Annotated in this window: 11 protein-coding genes; 6 read left to right on the top strand and 5 right to left on the bottom strand. The window is 63.3% G+C overall.

Annotated elements, in window-relative coordinates; all coding sequences use genetic code 11:
* Positions 1–83 precede the first annotated feature (83 nt).
* The 3 genes from AA098_RS28260 to mfd are packed head-to-tail and all read right to left on the bottom strand — an operon-like array spanning position 84 to position 7,437.
* A complete protein-coding gene (locus AA098_RS28260; RefSeq protein ID WP_019752113.1) occupies positions 84–3,401 on the bottom strand; it encodes a DEAD/DEAH box helicase in 3,318 nt (1,105 codons plus the stop codon).
* A gap of 4 nt (positions 3,402–3,405) precedes the next feature.
* On the bottom strand, positions 3,406–3,978 hold the full coding sequence (locus tag AA098_RS09200; protein WP_004576991.1) for a CsiV family protein: 573 nt from the start codon (positions 3,976–3,978) through the stop codon (positions 3,406–3,408).
* 9 nt (positions 3,979–3,987) lie between these two features.
* Positions 3,988–7,437 (bottom strand): transcription-repair coupling factor, encoded by a 3,450-nt coding sequence (mfd, locus tag AA098_RS09205; protein WP_012053155.1) that lies wholly within the window; start codon positions 7,435–7,437, stop codon positions 3,988–3,990.
* A 167-nt stretch (positions 7,438–7,604) separates the two neighbouring features.
* Between mfd and AA098_RS09210 the strand changes: the two genes are divergently transcribed.
* The 3 genes from AA098_RS09210 to sthA all read left to right on the top strand — a co-directional run bounded on the left by AA098_RS09210 (position 7,605) and on the right by sthA (position 11,845).
* Complete coding sequence (locus tag AA098_RS09210) at positions 7,605–9,068, top strand: glyceraldehyde-3-phosphate dehydrogenase (protein WP_033725352.1); 1,464 nt, start codon at positions 7,605–7,607, stop codon at positions 9,066–9,068.
* Between the two features lie 179 nt (positions 9,069–9,247).
* A complete protein-coding gene (locus AA098_RS09215) occupies positions 9,248–10,246 on the top strand; it encodes an FAD:protein FMN transferase (protein WP_064614105.1) in 999 nt (332 codons plus the stop codon).
* 204 nt (positions 10,247–10,450) lie between these two features.
* Complete coding sequence (gene sthA / locus AA098_RS09220) at positions 10,451–11,845, top strand: Si-specific NAD(P)(+) transhydrogenase (RefSeq protein ID WP_003248797.1); 1,395 nt, start codon at positions 10,451–10,453, stop codon at positions 11,843–11,845.
* 48 nt (positions 11,846–11,893) lie between these two features.
* On the opposite strand, the gene AA098_RS09225 is transcribed toward sthA, so the two are convergent.
* Both AA098_RS09225 and AA098_RS09230 read right to left on the bottom strand, forming a co-directional pair.
* Positions 11,894–12,610, bottom strand: coding sequence for a glycerophosphodiester phosphodiesterase (locus AA098_RS09225; RefSeq protein ID WP_004576988.1), 717 nt, complete (start codon positions 12,608–12,610; stop codon positions 11,894–11,896).
* Positions 12,611–12,641: 31 nt separating this feature from the next.
* A complete protein-coding gene (locus tag AA098_RS09230) occupies positions 12,642–13,226 on the bottom strand; it encodes a PilZ domain-containing protein (protein ID WP_003248801.1) in 585 nt (194 codons plus the stop codon).
* A 93-nt stretch (positions 13,227–13,319) separates the two neighbouring features.
* Here AA098_RS09230 and AA098_RS09235 point away from each other — a divergent pair, with 93 nt between their 5' ends.
* Genes AA098_RS09235 through AA098_RS09245 form a run of 3 tightly spaced genes read left to right on the top strand, consistent with a single transcriptional unit; the run spans position 13,320 to position 16,563 of the window.
* Positions 13,320–14,570, top strand: coding sequence for a lipoprotein-releasing ABC transporter permease subunit (locus AA098_RS09235; protein WP_003248802.1), 1,251 nt, complete (start codon positions 13,320–13,322; stop codon positions 14,568–14,570).
* Between the two features lie 7 nt (positions 14,571–14,577).
* A complete protein-coding gene (gene lolD / locus AA098_RS09240; RefSeq protein WP_014753922.1) occupies positions 14,578–15,261 on the top strand; it encodes a lipoprotein-releasing ABC transporter ATP-binding protein LolD in 684 nt (227 codons plus the stop codon).
* 60 nt (positions 15,262–15,321) lie between these two features.
* A complete protein-coding gene (locus tag AA098_RS09245) occupies positions 15,322–16,563 on the top strand; it encodes a lipoprotein-releasing ABC transporter permease subunit (RefSeq protein ID WP_064615180.1) in 1,242 nt (413 codons plus the stop codon).
* The last annotated feature ends 3 nt before the right edge of the window (positions 16,564–16,566 follow it).

Below are 16,566 nucleotides of genomic sequence, written 5' to 3' on the forward strand. Positions count from 1 at the left end.
GCGGCCTGTGCCGAACCACCGATGCGTGTGTAGGCGCGGGCTTGCCCGCGAAGAGGCCCGCACAGGCTGTATCCGCTTTTGGTCTACCGCCCGCGCTTTCCAGGCAATGGCGCAAACAGGGCCTCGATTTCTTCATCGCCAAGCCGCCATTGCCCAGCCTGCCCGCCGTCCAGCAGGCTGGCCGCCAATGCAGCCTTTTCCTGCTGCAACAACTGGATCTTCTCTTCCACCGTACCCCGGGTAATCAGCTTGAACACGAACACCGGCTTGTCCTGGCCGATGCGGTAGGCACGGTCGGTAGCTTGGTTTTCGCTGGCCGGGTTCCACCAGGGGTCGAAGTGGATCACGGTGTCCGCCGCCGTCAGGTTCAAGCCTACGCCCCCTGCCTTGAGACTGATCAGGAACACTTCGCTTTCACCTTGCTGGAACTGCTGCACTGGCGCGCGACGGTCGCGAGTATCACCGGTCAGCAAGCTGTAACGGATTTTGCGCTTCTCGAGCTCCTGCTCGATCAGTGCCAGCATCGAGGTGAACTGTGAGAACAACAACACCCGGCGCCCTTCGCTGAGCAGTTCTTCGAGCATCTCCAGCAGCGCACCCAGCTTGCCCTTGTCGGCCTGGTTGCCTTTGCTTTCTACCCCCTTGACCAGGCGCAGGTCACAGCACACCTGGCGCAGCTTGAGCAGCGCATCGAGGATCACGATCTGGCTGCGTGCGGCGCCATTGCGGGCGATTTCGTCGCGGACTTTCTGGTCCATGGCCACTCGCACGGCTTCGTACGTATCGCGCTGGGCATCACTGAGCTCGACCCAGTGCACCATCTCGGTCTTGGCCGGCAGTTCTGTGGCCACCTGCTCCTTGGTGCGGCGCAGCAGGAACGGCCGGATGCGGCTGGCCAGGTGGGCCATGCGCTCGCTGTCACCGTGGCGCTCGATCGGGTTGCGGTAATCCTGGTTGAAGCGCTTCAGGTCGCCCAGCCAGCCGGGCATCAGGAAGTGGAAGATCGACCACAGTTCGCCCAGGTTGTTTTCCATTGGCGTGCCGGTCAGGCACAGGCGCTGCCCGGCCTGTAGCTCGCAGACGGCGAGGGCAGCCTTGCTGCTGCTGCTCTTGATGTTTTGCGCCTCGTCCAGTATCAGCACGTGCCAAGCCTGGGGGCGCAGCTGTTCCAGGTCGCGTGGCATCAAGGCGTAAGTGGTCAGGACCAGATCGTACTCATGGAGTTTGGTGAAGTGCTTGCTGCGCCCCGGCCCATGCAGTGCCAGGACGCGCAGGTCGGGGGCGAAGCGCTGGGCTTCGTCCAGCCAGTTGGGTATGAGGCTGGTCGGCATGACTGCCAGGGCCGGTGCATTCAGGCGCCCGGACTGTTTCTCCAGCAGCAGATGGGCCAAGGCCTGCAGGGTCTTGCCCAGGCCCATGTCGTCGCCGAGGATACCGCCGGTACCCATCTCGCGCAGGGCCTGCAGCCAGTTCAAGCCTTGCTGCTGATAGGGGCGCAAGCTGGCCTGCAGCCCTGTGGGCGGTTCTACCTGCAGGTCCCGGGCATCGCGCAGGCGCCGGCCCAGATCGCGTACGTGCTCGCCACCTTCCCAGTGCAGGGGCAGGCCTTCTATTTCGTTCAGGCGCGCGGCGTCGGCGCGCTCCATGCGCAGGGACGGGCCTGCAGTGTCCTCGTGCAGGTAGAGCTCGCCCAGGGTGCCCATGACTGCCTTGATGCGGCCATAGGGCAGGGCGACGCGCAAAGCCGGGGCATCGAGACGGCCGCGATTGAGGTCGATCAGCAGGTGTTCATCATCGCTGCGCCGGGCCAGTTCGCTAGGGCGTAGCAGCTCCGGGCTGCTGCGCAGCAGGTGCAACACGATCGGCAGCAGGCTGTGGCGCTGGCCATCGACCACGATGCCGAGTTCCAGGTCGAACCATTCATGGCCAGGCGCTTCGTCGATGGTTGCATACCAGTCGTCCACCTCCTGCAGGTTGAAGGCGAAGTCGCGATGAATATCGATGTCCCAGCCGGCTTCGCGCAGGCGCGGCAGGCCTTCGCGGGCAAAGCGCAGCCAGGCTTCGTCGTCAGGCAACTGGTGCATTTCGCCGGCGCTGTCGGGTAGGGCCTTGCTCTGCCGTGTGGCGGGCTTGAAGCCGAAATCGCGCAGTACCTTGCGCAGCGCCTGCTCGGCTTGAGTCTGGCGGCGAATGCGCTGGCTGGTGCTGCCTGCCAGGCGGGTCAGCGGCTTTTCGTCGGTGCCGCTGGCCTGCAAGCCGTCATAATCGAACGCCAATGCGGCGCGGTGTTGCATTTGCCGTTGCATGCGACCGGTTTTCGGCATGTAGGCGGTGTATTCAAGGCTGCCGAGAGCAAGAAGGGGCTTTGGCTGGATGTTATCGAGCAACTGCTCCTGCACTTGCGTCGGGGTCGGCACCTTATGGCTGAGGGCATTGAGCTTGTGGCTCAGGGGTACGACCAGGTGTTCCGGCACGTCGGGTGCAATAGTCAGCTGTACGGCGACGTGGGGATCCAGGCTGTGCTCGACCTTGCCCACTTCACGGGTCGGCAGGTCCAGGTAGTAAAGCGGCAGCAGCGGGATGACGCAGCGCAGCATCGCTTCGCCGCTGTACCACCGCCCCCGGTAATTTCCGTTGTCCAGGCGTACCCAGCGAAACTCGGCGTGGCGCACCGGGCCTTCATGAAGCAGGGGTAGGTCGGTGTCGAAGAACATCCGCCCGGTTTCGAGGGCGCGCTGGAACAGCTCGCCACCTTCATGGCCCTTCAGTCGGTAGCCGCGATCCTGGCCGCCGCCCTGATTCAGGGCCGAGAGCAGGCGCAGAATGCGGATGTCTTCGTCTGTTACGAAGCGCGGTGGCTCGTAGAGGAAATCGTAAAGGGACTGGACGCGGCTGAAGCGGATGCCGTCCTCCGTTCGCGTGCCCTTGCGCACAAGCAGGGCGCAGCCCGCATCGTCGGTGAGCTGCAGCTGATAGCACACCATGCGCCCGCGTTTGTCTTCGGTCGCGTCGGTCTTGGGTGGGGCCTGCTCCAGGCCGCTCAACCAGTGCTGCAGTTCGGCGGACAAGGCGCCCGGGTTGGCTTGCGTGTCCTTACTGCTGGAAAAGCGCTCGCTGACGCAAAAAAGGACAGCGGCGCAATGCTTGCAGTTTTGCCGTACCGGGCAATCGCAGTCACCGCGCACATGGCACCGGCCGCCCGCTACGTGCAACTTGATGTGTTGCCGGTAGTGGTTGTTGCCGCTCCCCTGGCAACTGGCCGTTATGGTTGGCCCATGAATGCCTTCCAGTTCGGCCCTGCCTTCCTCGGCATAGCGCTCACCGCGCTGCAGGGCAGCTTTGCTGAACGATTGAATCCAGTTCGGATAGGCGTTCACCATTTCGGCGGCATCGTCCTTCATGGGCTTACTGCTCCATCATCTCCGGGTCCATCACCGGCATTTTCGGCGTGCCTGGTGGGGTCACCTTCAGCAGCACCGCCAGGTGCCCGCCGTCGAGAAAGGTCAGCTGGCCGCCCTTGACGTTGCTGTTGCTTTGCCTGAACTGCTCGCTTTGCAGCACGTTGCCGTTGCCATCCAGCTGGTTGACCCAGAAGTTGGCCTCGACGGTGATGAAGCGGCCTTCAGCGATGCTCAGGTTGCCTTCGATAGGGAAGTGCCCGAACTGTTCGGTGCCTCCGCCCAGTGCGATGCGGCTGGGTTCGCTGCCCACCTGCTGTTGCCAGGCCTTGTGCATCAGCACCGTGTAGTCGGCGGTGGCTTCCAGGCGGGTGGCTTCATCTTCAAGTGCTGGGGGGCGCTCGGCCTCTTTCGCCAGGCGTGGGGCGCCAGCGCTCCAGTCTTCGGGGGCGAACGGGCTGGTGAAGGCGGGCACGCTGTTCTGCCGCACCAGAATCATTTCTACCTGATACAGGCCTTCGGCGAAGGCCGCTGGGGCGAACAGCGCCAGCAGCAGGGTCAGGCAACGGATGGCACGCATGAGTCTTCCTTAGGCAGGCTGTGGGGTCAGGCGCTCGAACAGCGCCTCCAGGGTATTGAAACGTTCGTCGGGGCGTTCCATCGGTACCAGGAAGCGGAACTGGGTGGCGCCTTCGAACTTGTAGCGTTTGGGTTGACCCTGGATCAGCTTGATCAGGGTCAGTGGGTCGACCGGTGTTTCGGCTTCGAACTCGAGCTTGCCACCGTTGGGCCCCGCATCGACTTTCTTGATGCCGAGCTTTTCCGCGTGCAGCTTGAGTGACGTCAGGCGCATCAGGTTCTTGGTCGGCTCTGGCAGCAAGCCGAAGCGGTCGATCATCTCGACCTGCAAGTCCTTGAGGCCCTCCTCGTCGGCAGCCGAGGCAATGCGTTTGTACAGGATCAGGCGCGCATGCACGTCAGGCAGGTAGTCCTCGGGGATCAGTGCCGGCAGGCGCAGGTTGATCTCCGGGCCGCCACCCAGGGGTTGCTCAAGGTTCGGCTGGGTACCTTTTCGGATTGCCTTGACCGCACGTTCGAGCATTTCCATGTACAGGGTGAAGCCCACTGCCTGGATCTGCCCGCTCTGGCCTTCGCCCAGCAGCTCGCCGGCACCGCGGATTTCCAGGTCGTTGGTGGCCAGCACAAAGCCTGCGCCAAGATCTTGCGTGTTGGCGATCGCCTCCAGGCGCTTTTCGGCGTCGGCGCTCACCTTCTGACGGGTAGGTGTGAGCAGGTAGGCGTAGGCCTGGTGGTGACTACGGCCAACCCGGCCACGCAGCTGGTGCAGCTGGGCCAGGCCGAACTTGTCGGCGCGCTCGATGACGATGGTGTTGGCGCTGGGCACGTCGATACCGGTTTCGATAATGGTCGAGGCCACCAGCACGTTGAAACGCTTGTGGTAGAAATCGCTCATCACCTGTTCCAGCTCGCGTTCGCGCATTTGCCCGTGGCCGATGCCGATGCGTGCCTCGGGCACCAGCTCGGCAAGGTCGGCGGCGCATTTTTCGATGGTTTTCACATCGTTGTGCAGGTAATACACCTGGCCACCGCGCAACAGTTCGCGCAGCAGCGCCTCCTTGACCGTGCTCTTGTTCTGTTCCATGACGAAGGTGCGCACCGACAGGCGGCGTGCTGGCGGTGTGGCGATGATCGACAGGTCGCGCATGCCCGCCACCGCCATGTTCAGCGTGCGCGGAATCGGCGTGGCGGTCAGGGTGAGGATATCGACCTCGCTGCGCAGCGCCTTCAACTGTTCTTTCTGGCGCACGCCAAAGCGGTGCTCTTCATCGATGATGGCCAGGCCCAGGTCTTTGAAGCGTACGTCGTCCTGCAGCAGCTTGTGGGTGCCGATGAGGATGTCGATCTTGCCTTCGGCAAGGTCCGCGGCGGCGGCGGCCACTTCCTTGGCCGATTTGAAGCGGCTCATCACTTCCACGGTCACGGGCCAGTCGGCAAAGCGGTCGCGGAAGCTGTTGTAATGCTGCTGGGCAAGCAGGGTGGTGGGCACCAGTACGGCCACCTGGCGGCCACTGTGCACGGCGATGAACGCCGCACGCATGGCCACTTCGGTCTTGCCGAAGCCCACGTCGCCGCAGACCAGGCGGTCCATTGGCTTGGGTGCCAGCATGTCGGCGCGCACGGCCTCGATGGCGGCCTGCTGGTCCGGGGTTTCCTCGAACGGGAAGCCGGCGCTGAAAGTGGCGTAGTCGGCGGACGGGTCGGCAAACGCGTAGCCCTTGCGCGCGGCGCGGCGGGCATAGATGTCGAGCAGTTCGGCGGCCACGTCGCGGACCTGTTCGGCGGCCTTGCGCTTGGCTTTCTGCCAGGCCTCCGAACCCAGCCGGTGCAACGGTGCCAGGGCGTCGTCGCTGCCGGTGTAGCGGGCGATCAGGTGCAGGTTGGCCACCGGCACATACAGCTTGGCGTTCTCGGCGTATTCCAGTGTCAGGAATTCGGCAGCCTGGCCGTCGATTTCCAGGGTGGCCAGGCCCAGGTAGCGCCCGACGCCATGGTCGATGTGCACCACCGGCGCACCTTCGCGCAGCTCGGTGAGGTTCTTGATGACCGCGTCGTTGGCGGTTTCGCCGCGCTTGTCACGGCGCCGGCGCTGCATCACTCGCTGGCCGAACAGTGGGCTTTCGGCAATCAGGGCCAGCCCTGGATCGTCCAGCAGCAGGCCGTCGTCCAGCGGGGCGATGGTGATCGCCAGGCGCTCGGCACCGGTAATGAAATCGTCCCAGCCTTCGACGGTATGCGGGCGCAGCTTCAGCCGTTCGAGCAGTTCCAGCAGCACTTCCCGGCGGCCCGCTGATTCGGCGGTGAAGAGCACGCGGCCGGGGAACTGGTCGAGGAAGTTGGCCAGCTCGGCCAGCGGCTGGTTGGCCTTGGCCTCGATGGCCAGGTTGGGCAAGGCGCGCGCCGGGAAGCGCTCGCGGCCCACGCCAGGCTCCAGCGCTTCGCTGCTGACCACCACCCGGGGCCACTGCTTGAGCCGGGCGAAGCAATCTTCCACCGGCAGGAACAGCTCGGCCGGCGGCAACAGCGGCCGGCTGAGGTCGCCGCGGCGGTCTTCATAGCGCCCGCGCACGTCGTTCCAGAAGTGCTCGGCGGCCTGTTCCACACCGGGTAGCGAGAACACCTGGGTGTCGGTCGGCAGGTAGTCGAACAGGGTCGAGGTTTCTTCGAAGAACAGCGGCAGGTAGTACTCGATACCGGCGGGGATGATGCCGCTGGCCAGGTCCTGGAAGATTGCACTGCGGCGGAAGTCGACGTCGAAGCGCTCGCGAAAGCGTGCCTTGAAGCGGGTCACTTCTTCCTTCTGCATCGGGAATTCGCGTGCTGGCAGCAGGCGCACCGAATCCACCTTGTCGATCGAGCGCTGGGTCTCGGGGTCGAAGGTGCGCAGCGTTTCGATCTCGTTATCGAACAGGTCGATGCGGTAGGGCAGCTTGCTGCCCATCGGGAACAGGTCGATCAGCGCGCCGCGCACGGCGAACTCGCCATGCTCGTAGACGGTGTCGACACAACGGTAACCGCTGGCCTCCAGGCGCAGGCGCATCTGTTCCACGTCGATGGTCTGGCCCACATCCAGCACCAGGCTGCTGCCCAGCAGAAAACGCGTGGGTGCCAGGCGGTGCAGGGCGGTGGTGATCGGCACCACGAGGATGCCGTGGCTCAGCTCCGGCAGACGGTACAGGCTGGCGATGCGCTGGGAGATGATGTCCTGGTGCGGCGAGAACAGGTCGTAGGGCAGGGTTTCCCAATCGGGGAACGGCAGCACTGGCAGGTCTGGGGCAAAGAAGCGCAGCTCCTGCTCCAGACGGTCGGCGGCCTGGCTGTCGGCCGTCAGCAGCAGGGTGAAGCGGCCAGCGCTGCTGGCGGCTTCGGCGATGGCAAGGCTGAGGGCGGCACCGGGCAGGTTGCCCCAGGTTTGTTTGCCGGCCGTGGCCGACATTTGCGGTAGGCGCAGAACTGACACGGGAGATTGCACTCCAAGCGTTGCGGCAAAGAGACCGATTGTACCGGTGACAGTGCCGGCTGTCAGGCTCGAAAGGGCATGAACGCTGGCTTGCGTCACTGTGACAGGCACTCATTGCCGGTTCCGCGTTGGGGCGTCATAATGTAGCCCCTTTTTTCTGTCCCTACATGTGGAAGGTTCCCGTGACTCAGAAGCCCGACCAGTGTCTTGGTGAGTGGATTGATCGTGAAGCCCTGGCTGAAGCGATGATCCCGCTTATCGGTCAGCTCTACCGCAATAACAATGTGGTGAGCTCGATTTATGGCCGCAGCCTGATCAACCGTTCGGTTATCTCGATCCTCAAGGCGCACCGCTTTGCGCGCCACCGCCAAACCGACGAAACCGAACTGTCCGTCCACGAGACATTCCCCCTGCTCAAGGCCATGAGCGAGCTGAAACTGGGCGCCGCATCGGTCGACCTGGGCAAGCTGGCCAACAAGTTCAAGCAGGAAGGCAATGGCCGCACTGCCGAGCAGTTCGTCCGTGAAGAGCTGGCCGACGTGGTCGGTCAGCAGAACGCTTCGGCGCGCAAAGGCACCGACGTTGTCCTGTACGGCTTCGGTCGCATCGGCCGCCTGCTGGCGCGCATCCTGATCGAGAAGACCGGTGGTGGTGACGGCCTGCGTCTGCGTGCCATCGTCGTGCGCAAAGGCGCCGAAAACGACCTGGTCAAGCGTGCCAGCCTGCTGCGCCGTGACTCGGTGCACGGCCCGTTCGATGGCACCATCACCATCGACGAAGCCAACAACACCATCACCGCCAACGGCAACCTGATCCAGGTTATCTACGCCAAGAGCCCGAGCGAAGTCGACTACACCCAGTACGGCATCGACAATGCGCTCATCGTCGACAACACCGGCGTATGGCGTGACGCCGACGGCCTGGGCCAGCACCTGGCCTGCCCGGGTGCTGCCCGCGTGATCCTCACCGCACCTGGCAAGGGCGCGCTGAAGAACATCGTGCACGGTATCAACCACGGTGACATCACTGCCGATGACAAGATCATCTCGGCGGCCTCCTGCACCACCAACGCCATCGTGCCGGTGCTCAAGGCCATCAACGACCAGTACGGCATCGTCAACGGCCACGTCGAAACCGTTCACTCGTTCACCAACGACCAGAACCTGATCGACAACTTCCACAAGGGCAGCCGCCGTGGCCGTGCCGCGCCGCTGAACATGGTAATCACCGAAACCGGCGCCGCCACCGCTGCGGCCAAGGCACTGCCAGTGCTGAAGGGCAAGCTGACCGGCAACGCGATTCGTGTTCCGACGCCGAACGTTTCGATGGCCATCCTGAACCTGAATCTGGAAAAGGCCACCACTCGCGACGAGATCAACGAGTACCTGCGCCAGATCGCCATGCACTCGGAGCTGCACAAGCAGATCGACTACGTGGCTTCGCAGGAAGTGGTTTCGACCGACTTCGTCGGCTCGCGCCACGCCGGTGTGGTTGACGCAGAGGCGACCATCGCCAACGACAACCGCGTTGTTCTGTACGTCTGGTACGACAACGAATTTGGTTATAGCTGCCAGGTGGTTCGTGTGATGGAAGACATGGCCGGTGTGAACCCGCCAGCGTTTCCACGCTGATTCGCTTGTAAGGCAATGAAAAAACGGGAACCTTCGGGTTCCCGTTTTTTTTATTCTGAATGTGTGTTGTCAGTGCCGGCCCTTTCGCGGGTAAACCCGCGCCTACAGGATTATCGCTGCCCCTGTAGGAGCGGGTTTACCCGCGAAGAGGCCAGCACTGGCAACCGAGAAACCCTACTGTGCGCACAGCCCTACTGTTCATTCTGCTGCTACTCACCGCCTGCAACCAGGGCCCCACCCTGGAACGCCTGGGTGGCCCGACCATGGGCAGCAGCTACAGCATCCAGTACGTCCGCGAGCCTGGTGGCCCGGAGCCGGCCCAGGTGCAGAGGGCGGTGGAAACCATCCTGCACGACATCGACCACCACTACTCGACCTACCGCGGCGATTCCATCGTAAGCCAGTTCAACCGCTTACCTGCCGGCCAGTGCCTGGCCCTGCCGCCTGACATGCTCGCGTTGGTCAGCCTGGGCCAGCACCTTGCCGAGCAGAGCGATGGCGCCTTCGACCTCACGGTAGAGCCTTTGCTCGACCTGTGGGGCTTCGGCCCTCAGGCCCGTCACCAGCAGGTGCCCGAACCACAGGCACTGGCCCAGGTACGCCAGCGTGTGGGCTACCAGCACCTGCGCGTCAAAGGTCGAGCCCTGTGCAAGGATGCCCCTGTGCAGCTCGACTTCAACAGCATCGTCGCCGGTCATGCTGTCGACTTGATCGCTGCGCGCCTGCAGGCCATGGGTGTCAGCAGTTTTGTCGCCGAGGCCACTGGCGAGCTGAAGGCGGTTGGCCGCAAGCCTGACGGCAGCCCTTGGCGTATTGCCCTGGAACTGCCTCGCGAAGACCGTCAAATCGCCCGTCAGATCATCCCGGTCGATAGCCTTTCAGTATCAACCTCGGGTGACTATCGGCACTATTTCGAGCAGAATGGCCGGCGCTATTCGCACACCTTCGATGCCCGCCTCGGGCGCCCGGTCGAACATGACCTGGCTGCTGTTACGGTGCTGGACGCCTCAGCACTGCTGGCCGATGGCTATTCGACGCTGCTACTCATCCTGGGCCCACAGCAAGGCTGGGATTTTGCCGTGGCGCATGACTTGGCTGCGGTTTTGGTGACTCGAGCAGAGGGAGGCTTCGTCTCCCGAGCTACGCCCGCGTTCGAACGGGCAGTGAAAGGCCAGTGAAAGCACAAGCAGGGATGATTGCCGCCACGGAATGGGTGAAGCATATGTAGTGCGGGCAAAATTGGCCTACGACGCGACCAAGGGTTAATGTGCGCGGCGTTCAGGGTTGATTAGACTGCACCCGAATTTTCTCATGGCGCCCCGGCGGCATGATCGTGCCCCGCGAGCGACCGTGGCTTGCGGGCCAGTTCTGAAGGAGTACGCATGGCTGTCTACAACTACGACGTAGTGGTGCTGGGTTCCGGCCCGGCCGGTGAAGGCGCGGCAATGAATGCCGCCAAAGCAGGGCGCAAGGTAGCGATGGTCGATGACCGTCGCCAGGTCGGTGGCAACTGCACCCACTTGGGTACCATTCCGTCCAAGGCACTGCGTCACTCGGTGCGGCAGATCATGCAGTTCAACACCAACCCGATGTTTCGTGCCATCGGCGAGCCGCGCTGGTTCTCGTTCCCGGACGTGCTGAAAAGCGCCGAGAAGGTCATCGCCAAGCAGGTGGCATCGCGCACCGGCTACTATGCCCGTAACCGCGTCGACGTGTTCTTCGGCACCGGCAGCTTTGCCGACGAGCAAACCGTGGAAGTGGTGTGCCCGAACGGCGTGGTCGAGAAGCTCAACGCCAAGCACATCATCATCGCGACCGGCTCGCGCCCCTACCGCCCGGCCGACATCGACTTCCACCACCCGCGCGTGTACGACAGCGACACCATCCTCAGCCTCAGCCATACCCCGCGCAAGCTGATCGTGTACGGTGCCGGCGTGATCGGTTGCGAATACGCTTCGATCTTCAGTGGCCTGGGCGTATTGGTCGAGCTGGTCGACAACCGTGGCCAGTTGCTGAGCTTCCTCGACTCGGAAATTTCCCAGGCGCTGAGCTACCACTTCAGCAACAACAACATCACTGTGCGCCACAACGAAGAGTACGAGCGCGTCGAAGGCCTGGACAACGGGGTGATCCTGCACCTCAAGTCGGGCAAGAAAATCAAGGCCGACGCCTTGCTGTGGTGCAACGGCCGTACCGGCAACACCGACAAGCTGGGCCTGGAAAACATCGGCATCAAGGTGAACAGCCGCGGCCAGATCGAGGTCGACGAGGCCTACCGCACCACCGTGCCGAACATCTACGGTGCCGGCGACGTGATCGGCTGGCCAAGCCTGGCCAGTGCCGCCCATGACCAGGGCCGGTCGGCCGCTGGCAGCATTGTCGATAACGGCAGCTGGCGCTTCGTCAACGACGTGCCGACCGGTATCTACACCATTCCCGAGATCAGCTCGATCGGCAAGAACGAGCAGGAGCTGACCCAGGCCAAGGTGCCGTACGAAGTGGGCAAGGCCTTCTTCAAGAGCATGGCGCGTGCGCAGATCGCCGGCGAGCCGCAGGGCATGCTGAAGATCCTGTTCCACCGCGAAACCCTGGAAATCCTCGGCGTGCATTGCTTCGGCTACCAGGCTTCGGAGATCGTCCACATTGGCCAGGCGATCATGAACCAGCCGGGTGAGCAGAACAACCTGAAGTACTTCGTCAACACCACGTTCAACTACCCGACCATGGCCGAAGCCTATCGGGTAGCTGCCTATGACGGCCTGAACCGGCTTTTTTGAGCGGCTCCGACCGGTGGCCTGAGCCGGTCGGAGAGACCGATTTCAACCCTACCCGAGGGTGGTCTTGGCCAAACCGGGAAAGTCTGTAATCAGGCTGTCCACACCAAAGTCAGCAAGCCGGCGCATCAGTGCCGGCTCGTTGACCGTCCACACCGACACATGCAAACCCTGGCCCTGTGCTTTGAGCAGGCGCTCGGGGGTGCACAGCGTCCAGTTCAATGCCAGCAGTTCGCAGCCGTAGTTCTGTGCCACCTTCAGCGGGTCGAGCCAGGCGTATTCGGCCACCAGCCCGCGCTTCACATCTGGCACCAGTTCCTGGGCGGCGCCCAGTACTTCGCGTGAGCTGGAGGTGATGGTCACCTTGTCCAGCAGGCCATATTGCTGGGCCAGTTCACGGATCGCCAGGACGGTGGTGGCCGCGCGGGTGCGCGAGGCGCTTTTCACCTCCAGTTGCCAGTGTTCGAACGGGCATTTTTCGAACAGCTCTTCCAGTTTCGGGATCGGGCAGGGCTGCACATGGCCCGGGCCGCCTTTGCGGGCATCGATCTTGACCAGTTCGGCGGCCGGGTGCTCGACCACTTTGCCGCGCCGGCCCGTGGTGCGCTTGAGGGTGGGGTCGTGGATGACCATCAGTTCGTTGTCGGATGACAAGTGCAGGTCCAGCTCGCAGCGGGTCACGCCATGGGACAGGCATTGCTGAAAGCTCTTCAGGGTGTTCTCGGGTGCTTCGCCCTTGGCGCCGCGATGGCCGTAGATCAGGGTCACGTTCGTTCCTTCAAATCAGGGAGAAATTGGCTCAGGAGGCGGGGTCGTTCAGTTCCAGCTGCTGGCGCCGTTGCTGTTGCTGGCGCTGCAGGATGTAACGCGCCAGCAGTTGTCGTTGGGCATCGGTCATGTCGATGAACTCGGTGCCGACTTCGAAGCCGCCCTCCGGGCGAGGGTCGCAATGGGTGATCTTGCCGCGCAGCAGCAGGCCATGGGCGCGCGGCATCAGCACCATTTTCACTTTCACCCGGGTGCCGGGGGCAATCTGTGTGGCTTGGGCGGATTCGATGCCGCCTTCGGAAATGACCACCGGCAGCGGCTCGCCGACCTCGCCAAGCAGGGTTTGTGCAACCACCGCGCTGAGCAAGTCGAGGCGCTTGTTCTGTGCCCGCAGGAACGCGGCGAGGGTGCGGTCCTTGTCGCTTAGCTGGCGCAACAGGTGTTGCGACTCGAAGTCGGACAGGTGCAGCTCGCTGAGCAGGTTGAACAACGGCGAATCATCTTGCAACACATCTGGTTCAAGGGCTTCGGCCGCGCTAAGGGGGCTTATTTGAAGTGCGATCCGATCTTCGATGCGGTAGTATTCGCGGCGATCTTCTTCGTCTAATGTCGTCATGGCGAACCCAAGGTAGCGGCGGTGGTCCGAGTGTAAAGCCGCCGTAGGCGCCTCGCCACAAGGACGTTCCCTTTCATCCGAACAAGCCCCGACATGTTCAGACCTCTTTTCGCATTCATCGGCACGCGTTATACCCGTGCCAAACGTCGCAATCACTTCGTCTCGTTCATTTCCCTGACCTCGATGATCGGCCTCGCCCTGGGCGTGGTGGTAATGATCGTGGTGCTGTCGGTGATGAACGGTTTCGACCACGAGATGCGCACCCGCGTGTTGGGGATGATTCCCCATGCCACGCTGGAGAGCGGCCAGCCCATTGCCGACTGGCAGGCCCTTGCCCAACAAGTAAAGCAGAATCCGCAGGTGGTGGCGGTTGCACCGTTCACCCAGATGCAGGGCCTGCTGACCCATGATGGCAAGGTGCAGAAGGTGCTGCTCAACGGCATCGACCCTGCTCGCGAGCGCGAGGTGTCGATCATCGACAACTTCGTCCTGCAAGGCCGCCTCGACCAGTTGGCGCCGGGCGAGTGGGGCATCATGATCGGCGACAAGGCGGCGGCCAAGCTGGGCGTTGCCATCGGCGACAAGCTCACCTTCGTCGCCCCCGAGGTCAGCGTGACCCCCGCTGGCATGTTCCCGCGCATGAAGCGCTTCACCGTGGTCGGCACCTTCCACGTTGGCGCGGGGGAGATCGACGGCTACCTGGGCCTGACCAACATCAGCGACCTGTCCCGCCTGCACCGCTGGAAGCCCGACCAGGTCCAGGGCCTGCGCCTGAAGTTCGACGACCTGTTCCAGGCGCCGCGCGTAGCCTGGAGCATCGCCCAGCAGCTGGGCGAACAGGAGTTCTATAGCCGTGACTGGACCCGTACCCACGGCAACCTGTACCAGGCGATCCGTATGGAAAAGGCCATGATCGGCCTGCTGTTGCTGCTGATCGTGGCGGTGGCGGCGTTCAACATCATTTCCACCCTGGTGATGGTGGTCAACGACAAGCGCGGCGACATCGCCATCCTGCGCACCCTGGGCGCCACGCCCGGGCAGATCATGCTCATCTTCATGGTCCAGGGTACGGTGATCGGGGTGATCGGTACCCTGATCGGCGCCGTCGTCGGGATCTTCGCGGCCCTGAACGTGAGCGCGGCGATCGCCGGCATCGAGACACTGATCGGCCACAAGTTCCTCAACGCCGACGTGTACTTCATCGATTACCTGCCGTCGCAGATCCTGGCCCAGGACGTGTACATGGTCTGCGGTGCGGCACTGGTCCTGAGTTTCTTCGCCACCCTGTATCCGGCCTGGCGTGCGGCCCGCACCCAGCCTGCAGAGGCGCTACGTTATGAGTGAGTCGCGCATGAGTGATAAAGCCGTTCTGAGTTGCCGCAACCTGGGCAAGTCCTACGACGAGGGCCCGGAGTCGGTGCAGGTGCTGTCCGGGCTCAACCTGGAACTGCAGGCCGGTGAGCGGGTGGCCATCGTTGGCAGTTCCGGCTCGGGCAAGAGTACCTTGCTCAACCTGCTGGGCGGCCTCGACCGGCCGACCCAGGGTAGCGTGTGGCTGGCTGGCGAAGAGCTGTCGGCACTGGGCGAGCGTGCCCGTGGCCTGCTACGCAACCGTGAGTTGGGCTTTGTCTACCAGTTCCACCACCTGCTGCCGGAATTCACCGCCATCGAGAACGTGTGCATGCCGCTGCTGATCGGCCGAACGCCCATCCCCGAGGCCCGGGAGCGTGCCGAGGCGCTGCTCAAACGGGTAGGCCTGGGCCACCGTTTGAACCACAAGCCGGCCGAGCTTTCCGGCGGCGAGCGCCAGCGTGTGGCGATTGCCCGGGCGCTGGTCAACCGCCCCGGCCTGGTGATGCTCGACGAGCCGACCGGTAACCTCGACCACCATACCGCCCAAGGCATCCAGGAACTGATGCAGGAGCTGTCCAGCGCTTCGCGCACGGCATTCCTGGTGGTCACCCACGACCTCAACCTGGCGCGGCAGATGGACCGTGTGCTGAAGCTCGACGATGGCCACCTGGTGGCCATCTGATCGACTGCCGGGGTGGCAGGTGCTGCCCCGTTTTCCTGTTTCCATTGGGTGATTTCGTACATGTTCAGACCCTTGCCCATCTTTATCGGCGCGCGCTACACCCGAGCCAAGCGTCGCAACCATTTCATCTCGTTCATTTCGATGACTTCGATGATCGGCCTGTCGCTGGGCGTGCTGGCGATGATCGTGGTGCTGTCGGTGATGAACGGCTTCCAGCGCGAAATGAGCTCGCGCATTCTCGGCCTGGTGCCGCATGCCGCCATCCTGGGCGTGCAGCCGCTGGACGATTGGCACAAGGTGGCCGACGCTGCCATGAAGAATCCGGCGGTGATGGCTGTGGCGCCGATTACCGAGATGGAAGGCATGCTGTCGTACAAGGGCGCCATGCAGCCGATCCAGGTGGGTGGTATCGACCCGGCCGAGGAGGGCAAGGTTTCCATCGTTGGCCAGCACATCGTCCAGGGCCGTCTGCAGGGCTTGCAGCCCGGTGAGTTCGGCGTGGTCATCGGTGAGCTGACCGCACGCCGCTTCCGCCTGAACGCCGGCGACAAGCTGACCTTGATCGTGCCGGAAATCAGCAAGGAACCGGGTGGCATCACCCCGCGCATGCAGCGCCTCACCGTGGTCGGCATCTTCAAGGTCGGCGCCGAGCTGGATGGGTCGCAGGCTTATATCCATGTTGCTGATGCAGCTGAGATGCAGCGCTGGGCGCCGGGCCAGGTGCAAGGTGTGCGCCTTAAGCTGCACGACCTGTATGCCGCTCCGCAGGTGGCCAAGGCGATTGCTGCCGGGCTTGGGGACGCCTACCGGGCCGATGACTGGTCGCATACCCAGGGCAGCCTGTTCAGCGCCATGAAGATGGAAAAGACCATGATCGGCCTGTTGCTGATGATGATCATCGCGGTAGCGGCGTTCAATATCATCGCCACCCTGGTGATGGTGGTGAACGACAAGGGGCCGGACATTGCCATCCTGCGTACCTTGGGCGCCACGCCGGCGCAGATCATGGGCACGTTCATGGTCCAGGGTAGCCTGATCGGCATTGTCGGCACGCTGATTGGTGGCGTACTGGGCGTGATTGCGGCGTTCAATGTGAGCCAGATCGTCGGCTGGCTGGAGCGGGTGAGCGGGCAGCACATCTTTACGTCGGATGTGTACTTCGTCAGCAGCTTGCCGTCGCAGTTGCAGTGGGGGGATGTGGCGATCATCTGCACCGCCGGCCTGGTGATGAGTTTCCTGGCGACCCTTTACCCGGCCTACCGGGCGTCGCAGGTGCAGCCGGCGATTGGCCTGGCGGTTTGATGT

Origin of the sequence: Pseudomonas sp. JY-Q (genome assembly GCF_001655295.1) — a bacterium.
In the GTDB taxonomy this organism is placed as follows: Bacteria; Pseudomonadota; Gammaproteobacteria; order Pseudomonadales; family Pseudomonadaceae; genus Aquipseudomonas; species Aquipseudomonas alloputida.